The sequence below is a fragment of the Mycobacterium sp. genome, assembly GCF_050701675.1.
Taxonomy (GTDB): domain Bacteria; phylum Actinomycetota; class Actinomycetes; order Mycobacteriales; family Mycobacteriaceae; genus Mycobacterium.
On sequence record NZ_JBOGDD010000336.1, the window covers coordinates 1 to 6,864 of the forward strand.

General features: G+C 66.4%; 9 protein-coding genes. All 9 read right to left on the reverse strand.

From position 1 onward, the window contains the following. The coding region (locus ACRDUX_RS09905; protein ID WP_526413407.1) for a Rid family hydrolase at window positions 1-162 on the reverse strand (162 nt) is incomplete at its 3' end. Next, the gene (locus ACRDUX_RS09910) at window positions 159-1,205 is read right to left on the reverse strand and encodes a sugar kinase (RefSeq protein WP_526413391.1); all 1,047 of its coding nucleotides are present in this window, start codon (window positions 1,203-1,205) and stop codon (window positions 159-161) included. The genes ACRDUX_RS09910 and ACRDUX_RS09905, both read right to left, overlap by 4 nt. A 33-nt stretch (window positions 1,206-1,238) precedes the next feature. Next, window positions 1,239-2,510 (reverse strand): alanine racemase, encoded by a 1,272-nt coding sequence (locus tag ACRDUX_RS09915; RefSeq protein ID WP_526413393.1) that lies wholly within the window; start codon window positions 2,508-2,510, stop codon window positions 1,239-1,241. A 4-nt stretch (window positions 2,511-2,514) separates the two neighbouring features. Continuing rightward, the gene (locus ACRDUX_RS09920) at window positions 2,515-3,168 is read right to left on the reverse strand and encodes a bifunctional 4-hydroxy-2-oxoglutarate aldolase/2-dehydro-3-deoxy-phosphogluconate aldolase (RefSeq protein ID WP_526413395.1); all 654 of its coding nucleotides are present in this window, start codon (window positions 3,166-3,168) and stop codon (window positions 2,515-2,517) included. Next, entirely contained in the window at window positions 3,165-3,923 is a 759-nt protein-coding gene (locus ACRDUX_RS09925) for an amino acid ABC transporter ATP-binding protein (protein WP_526413397.1), read from the reverse strand. The genes ACRDUX_RS09920 and ACRDUX_RS09925 overlap by 4 nt, the downstream gene beginning before the upstream one ends. Beyond that, entirely contained in the window at window positions 3,920-4,570 is a 651-nt protein-coding gene (locus ACRDUX_RS09930; RefSeq protein ID WP_526413399.1) for an amino acid ABC transporter permease, read from the reverse strand. The genes ACRDUX_RS09925 and ACRDUX_RS09930 overlap by 4 nt, the downstream gene beginning before the upstream one ends. Next, the gene (locus tag ACRDUX_RS09935; protein WP_526413401.1) at window positions 4,567-5,292 is read right to left on the reverse strand and encodes an amino acid ABC transporter permease; all 726 of its coding nucleotides are present in this window, start codon (window positions 5,290-5,292) and stop codon (window positions 4,567-4,569) included. Before ACRDUX_RS09935 ends, ACRDUX_RS09930 begins: the two co-directional genes overlap by 4 nt. A 15-nt stretch (window positions 5,293-5,307) precedes the next feature. Continuing rightward, window positions 5,308-6,141, reverse strand: a complete 834-nt coding sequence (locus ACRDUX_RS09940) for an ABC transporter substrate-binding protein (protein ID WP_526413403.1) — start codon at window positions 6,139-6,141, stop codon at window positions 5,308-5,310. 26 nt (window positions 6,142-6,167) lie between these two features. Further along, on the reverse strand, window positions 6,168-6,864 hold a 697-nt coding region (locus tag ACRDUX_RS09945; RefSeq protein WP_526413405.1), incomplete at its 5' end, for an IclR family transcriptional regulator.

Genomic DNA, 6,864 nt, shown 5'->3' on the forward strand with positions numbered 1-6,864 from the left:
CGTCTGGCCCGTCAGATCACCAGCGTGGACGTACTCTCCGGTGGCCGGGTCGACCGGGCCCTGGCCGGAGACCTGGATGAACGGTCCCTTGCGTACGCCCTGGGAGAATGAATGCGCGGGCGCCGGAGCGTCAGTGGTGAGAATCGCGGTCTTGTCAGTCATGGTGTTGGTATCCCTCTCTGGTGATCTTCTGTTGGCGAATTAGTGAAGTGCGCTGTGCGCCAACGCTCTTCGGTGAGGCCGAGCAGGCGGGTGAGTTCCGCCTGGGGCGGGGCGGCGGCGTCGCCCGTCGTGGACAGGGTGCTCGCCGCGCAGATGTGACCCATCCGCAGTGCGTGTTCGATCTTCGTGCCAGTGATGACCCCGGCCAGGAACCCGCCGGCGAAGGCATCACCGGCACCGATCTTCTCGATCACGTCGACGGTGAGCGACGGGACCTCCACGACTACGTCCTGGTGGAAGCCGGTGACGTGATGGGCGTCGTTCTTGACGACGAGATACTCCGGCTCGGGGAATTCCGCGCGGATCTGCGCCGGGGTCCCGGTTCCGAATACCGCGTCGGCCTCGTCGAGGCCCATCAGGACGATGCTGCTGGAACGCACGCAGTCGGCGAGGACGTCGGCGGCACTCCGTGCGTCCGGCCATAGGGCGGGCCGGTGGTTCAGATCGAAGCTGCAGCGGTGGCGGCCATGGACGAGATGGGTGACGAGTTCGCGCGCGGTGTCCGATAGGGCGGGCGTGATGCCGCTGAGGTGAACCAGGTTGGTGCTGTTGAGGACTCGCGCGACCGGTGGGCGTAGCAGGTCATCGACCGTAAGCGCAGCGCCCGCGGAGTCGCGCCGGTAGTACAGCATGCGCGATCCCGCGAGCGGAAGGTCGTCGGGATGGGTGGTTCCCCCGCCGCGTTCCTTGATGTACAGGCCGGTCGGATGGCAGGAGTCGACGACGATCCCGGCGGTGTCGACGCCCGCCTCGGCCAGGTGCGTTGCGAGATAGCGCCCGAAGCCGTCCTCGCCAACCCGGGTGATGACCGACGTCGCCATGCCCAGTGACGCCAGGACGGTCGCGACGTTGACTTCGGCGCCCGCCGCGCCGCGGGTGAACGTGATCGCCGTCTCCAGCGGTCCGCGTTGTGCGGACAGGACGACGAGTGCCTCGCCGACACAGGTGACGTGCGGCGGTGCGGATGCGGTGATGGAAGCCAACGGTGCTGTGCTCCAGGATGTCTCGATGAACGGTCAGAAGAAGGTGTGGATGAACTCGACCACCGTCGGGTCGGGGTGAGTGTGATCGGTGATGACCGGGATCAGCCGCCACTTGTCGAAGGTGGTGCAGGGATGGGACAGGCCGAGGCGCACGACGTCGCCGACCTTCAAGCAGCGGGCCTGCTCGCCCCGGACGAACGTGTGCTGATCGTTCATCGCGGCGACCGGGCCGGCGCAGCCCGTTGCGGCATCGGCGACGTGCTGGACCACCGGCAGGCCCTCGTCGTAGGGCAGGTCCCGCTTGCCTGCATCAAGCAGCGCCAGTTCGGTCTCGGGCTTCGAGGTCACCCGTGCCCAGCCGTGGATCGCGGAGCGCAGGTGAACGGAATTATCCGGCGCGACGACGTCGGAAAAGGGCGAGATGGATTGGTAGAAACCGTCGTCGTGGGTGATGTACGCACCGGAGCGCAACACGATCCGCACCCCGTCGCTGCGGTGCTCGTCCAGCGCCGCCGCGACCAGGTCGGGGTACGCGCTGCCGCCGGCGGTGATCAGCGACTCCGGAGTCATCAGCCCGTTCAGCGCCCCGTGCAGACGACCCAGATCATCCAGGTAGGCCCCGATCCTGCCAACGGCGCCGGCGGAGCGGTCGTGACCCAGTGCGCCTTCGTATCCGGCGACACCGGCCAGCGCGAGATGCGGGGAGGCGGCGATCGCGTGCGCGACCGCGATCGCCTCGTCGACGGTGCGCGCCCCGCAGCGCCCTCCGGGGGCGCCCAATTCCACCAGCACGTTGACCGGTCGCGGGCATCTGCCGGAGTCGGCGAGTATTTGCGACAGCAGCTCGACGGCGGATATCGAGTCGGCCCAACAGTAGAACTCGAATCCGGGATCGGTGCGCAGCGCCTCGATCAGCCAGCCGGTGCTGACCGGGTCGACCAGGGTGTTGGCGAGCATGATGCGCTCGACACCGAACCGGTGGGCGATCTGGGCCTGCCACGGGGTGGCCACGGTGATGGCCCAAGCACCCGCCTCGAGTTGGTGCTGCCACAACTGGGGCGCCATCGTGGTCTTGCCGTGCGGGGCGAGCAGCATTCCCCGTTCGGCCACCCAGCGCGCCATGGCGGTGGTGTTGTGGTCCAGGTTCGCGGCGTCGATGGTCACCAGCGGGGTGGCGAATTGCGACAGCGCGGGTTCGCGGGCGAGGAAGTCCTCGACGGTGACACCCCAGGCCGATGCCGGGACCGATTTGTGTTCGGGGCCCAGCAGGGTCTGTCCGAGCCGACGCAGCAGGCTGTGGTCCATCTCGCTAACCTCCATCTCGATCGGCGATGGCCCGCACGAACGTCGCGGCCCGCTCGGTGATGGTGCCCCATTGGCCGCTGGACACGAGATCGGGTGCGACGACGTCGGTTCCGGCCGTGACGGCGATCGCGCCCGCCCTCAGGAACCCGGCGGCATTCGCCGCATTGACACCGCCGGACGGGATGAGCGGGATGCCGGGGAACGGCCCGTGCAGATCACGCAGATAGTCCGGCCCAAGCGCGCGGGCTGGGAAGATCTTCACCGCCGCGGCGCCCATGACGATCGCGGCGCGCACCTCGGTGGGAGTGAAGGCACCCATGATGACCGGGATATCCCGTGCGGCGGCCACACGCGCGACGGCTTCGGACAACGACGGGGTGACGAGGAACTGTGCGCCGGCGTCGATCGCGTCGTCGGCCTGCTCGGCAGTGAGCACGGTGCCTACGCCGAGCACGGCTCCCGCTGCGCGGCGAGCGATGTCGGTGCGCGCGAGCTCGGTGAGGATCCCCGGTGTGGTGAGGGTGAGTTCGACCGCCCGGATGCCGCCCTGGTTCAGCGCCTCGACCAGCGAGCCGACGTCGAATGCCCGGTCGGCCCGCACCACGCTGACGACGCGGTCACCGGTGATGATCGAGAGCGGCCCGGTGACGGCACTCACTGGTCGGTCACCTTGCTGAGGAACTGGATCGTCTTGGGGTTCTGTGGATTCGAGAACAGCTCCTCGGGTGATCCCTGTTCGGCGATGACACCGTCGGCCATGTAGACCACCCGGTCGGCGGTGCGCCTGGCGAACCCCATCTCGTGGGTGACCACCACCATGGTCATGCCGTCCTCGGCGAGGCTGCGCATCACGTTGGTGACCTCACCGACGAGTTCGGGGTCGAGCGCGGACGTCGCCTCGTCGAAGAAGATGATCCGGGGGTTCACGGCCAGCGCCCGTGCGATCGCGACGCGCTGTTGCTGACCACCCGATAGCTGGCTGGCGAAATGCCCGGCCCGGTCGACCATTCCGACCCGGTCAAGCACTTCGAGGCCCCTCGTGCGGGCATCATCCTTGGACATCTTGTAGACCTTGCGTAGCGCGAGGGTGACGTTGTTCAGCGCGTCGAGGTGGGGGAACAGGTTGAACTGCTGGAACACCATACCCACGTGTCCGCGGATCTCGGCCGCGCGGCTGGGATCGTGCATGGGCACTCCCCCGACGATGACCTCGCCGGAGGTGGCGACTTCCAGCCCGCTCATGATGCGCAGCAGGGTGCTCTTGCCCGACCCCGACGCTCCGATCAGCACGACGACCTCGCCGTCGGAGACGTCGAGCGTGACGTTGGTCAGGACTTGCAGGTCACCGAAGGACTTGGTGACTTCGGACAGATGGATGTCACGGCCGATACCGTTGATAACCGAAGTACTCACTGGTAGATGGCCTTTCGTTGGTTGCGGGTCACCCAGACCGACAGCGGGTAACACATGGCGAAGTAGAACACGGCGACGGTGAGGTAGATCGTCACCGGGTCGCTGGTCCGGTCGACGATGGACTGCCCGACTTTCATCAGCTCGACCAATCCGATGATCGAGGCGATCGAGGTGTCCTTGATCAACGAGATGTACTGGCCGATCAACGGCGGCAGCGCGATCTTCACGGTCTGCGGCAGCACCACCCAGCGGAACGTCTGATGTGCCTTGAGACCGAGGATCTGCGCGGCCTCGTGCTGACCTGCGGGCACTGCCTCGATGCCCGAGCGGATGATCTCGGCGACGAATGCGCTGTGGTAGATGCTCAAACCGACTGTCGCCGCGACGAACAGGTTCACGCTGTACCCGAGATAGAGCGCCGCGCCGAAGTACACGAAGAGCAGGGTGATGGGGATCGGCGATCCGCGGAACACCTCGACGTAGGCGCGCCCGACAGTCCGCACCAGCCGGATGTGGGTGGTGCGCATGGCCGCGACGACGAGGCCGAGCACCGTCGAGCCCACGATCGAGACCGCCGCGAGCGCCACCGTCAGGACGAACCCGCTCCACAGGATTGGCAGGCTGGCCCACATCAGCGAGAGGTTCATGACCGCCACCCGACGAAGTGGCGAACCGACTGGCGGCTGGCGGTAGGAGCCTGGGATGCCGCAGACCACCTCCGGAACAGCAGCTTCCGGATGATGCCTGCTGCCACTGAGAGGCCGTAGCTCAGGATCAGATACGCCACCACCGCGATCCCGAATACCTGGACGAACAGCAGGGTGCGGGCGTTGATCACCGTAGCGACACCCGTGATCTCGGGTACCGCGATGGTGGACAGCAGTGCCGTGCCCAGCAGCACCTGGACCAGGTTGTTCACCAGGGACGGGTAAACGTTGCGCAGCGCCTGCGGTGCAACGACGTAGGCGAACACGCTCACCCTGCTCAGCCCGAGAATCTGCGCGGCTTCGAGCTGCCCGCGATCCACCGAGGAGAAACCGGCCCGGACGACCTCGGTGAGATACGCCCCGACGTTGACCCCGAGTGCGATGGTCCCCGCCGTCACGGCGGACATTCGCACGCCCATGCTGGGGAACGCGAAGTACACGATGAAGATCTGCAGCAGCACCGGGGTGTTGCGGATGACTTCGACGTAGCACGTGCCAACGAAGCGGAGCAACCGCGACGCCGAATCACGGGCCAGCGCAAAGACGATGGCAAGCGCGAATGCGAGGAGGAAGCCCAGCACGGTGATGCGCAGCGCCAGCACCGCGGCGTGCAGATAGTCGGGTAGATAGGCCAGGACGGTTCGCCATTGGTATTCGATCATGGTGGTTCGCCGAACTCAGAACGCAGGCCGAAGTGGAAAGCGCGGATCGACGCCGAACCACTTGTGGTACAGCTCGCGGTTCTTGCCCGACGAACTGAGGTCGAACAGGAACTGATTGAGGTAGTCCACCCATACCTGGTCGCCTTGCTTGACGCCAAAGGCGTTGTACTCCAGAGGAACCAGGTTGCTGGTGACGACCTCCAGGCCAGGATTGAGCTTCGCCTGGTACTGCAGGTAGTTCGAGTCCTCGATCATCGCATCGGCCTGCCCCTGCTTGACCGCGAGCACCGCGGATTGTGAGCTGTCGAATTCGGCCACCTTGACGTCGATGCCCCGCGTGCGCAGGACGTCGGCGTTGGTGCTGCCCTTGACCACTGCCACGGAGCGGCCCTTCATCGACTCCAGTGACGTCACGCCGCTGCCGGAGCGGACCAGTAGTCCCTCGGTGGCGACGACATAGGGGTCGGTGAACGCGATCTCCTTGGCCCGTTCGAGCGTTCGGGTGAAGTTGCAGAAGACCACGTCGACCTTGTTGGTCTGCAGGTTGGGAATCCGGTTGGACGACGTGGTGTCGACGATCTCGAGCTTCACGCCAGTCTCCTTGGCGAGTTCCTTGGCGATGTCGACGTCGTACCCGTCGGGCTGGCCCTGCGCATTGTTGAACCCGAACGGCGCGAAGGACAGGCAGGTGGCCACCTTCAGCGTGTTGGTGGCCAGGACGTGCCGCAGCGCCGAATCGGCGGCCCCACCACCACCGCCAGGCATCGGGGTGCACGCGGTCGCCGTAGCCACCAGACCGGCTGCGGCGCAAGCGATGACGATGCGGCGGAGCATTGGTGCCAACTTCATGGTTACTTCTTCCTCGGTGAGGGCCGTCAGATTTGCCGTTCGGAGATGTCGTGGCCGAGCTCGTGCGAAATGCGTTGCGCGCCCGTCACGATGTGCTTGGTGTACTGGTCGCGGTTGGCGGCGATCACATCCGCGGGTCCGGAGATGCTGACGGCGCACACACATTCGCCGGAGTGGTTGAACACGGGTGCTGCGATGCACCGGATACCCTGCTCGTTCTCGAGATCGTCGTAGGCGCAGCCGCGGTCGCGAACGGAAGCAAGGTGCGCCCTGAGTTCGGCCGGATCGGTGATGGTCGACGGCGTGCGCGGCGTCAGCCCCAGTGCGACGACGCGCTCGAACTCCGCGTCGCCGAGGTACGCCAGCATCGCCTTGCCGGACGCCGTCGAGTAGGCCGTGCCGGTATCGCCGACACGTGAGGCCATCTGGATCGGCGATGCGCCTGCCACCTTGTCGACGTAGGTCACCCGCCTGTCGCTGTACACCAGCAAGTGGACGGTTTGTCCGGTGGCATCGGCGATTTCACGCAGGGTGGGCTGTGCGGTGGAGCGGATGTCCAGGTCGGCCAGGCACGCGCTGGCCAATGCCAGCGCGCCGATCCCCATTCGGTAAGTGCCGTCGGCGTCCTGGCGCACGAGTCGTTGGTCGATCAGTGGGGCGACGAGCCGCAGGACGGTGCTCTTGGTCGTCTCGGCCCCCTCGGCCAATTCGGCGAGGCTGGTG

Bases quoted from the DNA above. Each gene is read 5' to 3' on its own strand.
- ACRDUX_RS09915 (WP_526413393.1), bottom strand. From the start codon at position 2,510: ATGGACCACAGCCTGCTGCGTCGGCTCGGACAGACCCTGCTGGGCCCC.
- ACRDUX_RS09935 (WP_526413401.1), bottom strand. From the start codon at position 5,292: ATGATCGAATACCAATGGCGAACCGTCCTGGCCTATCTACCCGACTAT.
- ACRDUX_RS09940 (WP_526413403.1), bottom strand. From the start codon at position 6,141: ATGAAGTTGGCACCAATGCTCCGCCGCATCGTCATCGCTTGCGCCGCA.
- ACRDUX_RS09930 (WP_526413399.1), bottom strand. From the start codon at position 4,570: ATGAACCTCTCGCTGATGTGGGCCAGCCTGCCAATCCTGTGGAGCGGG.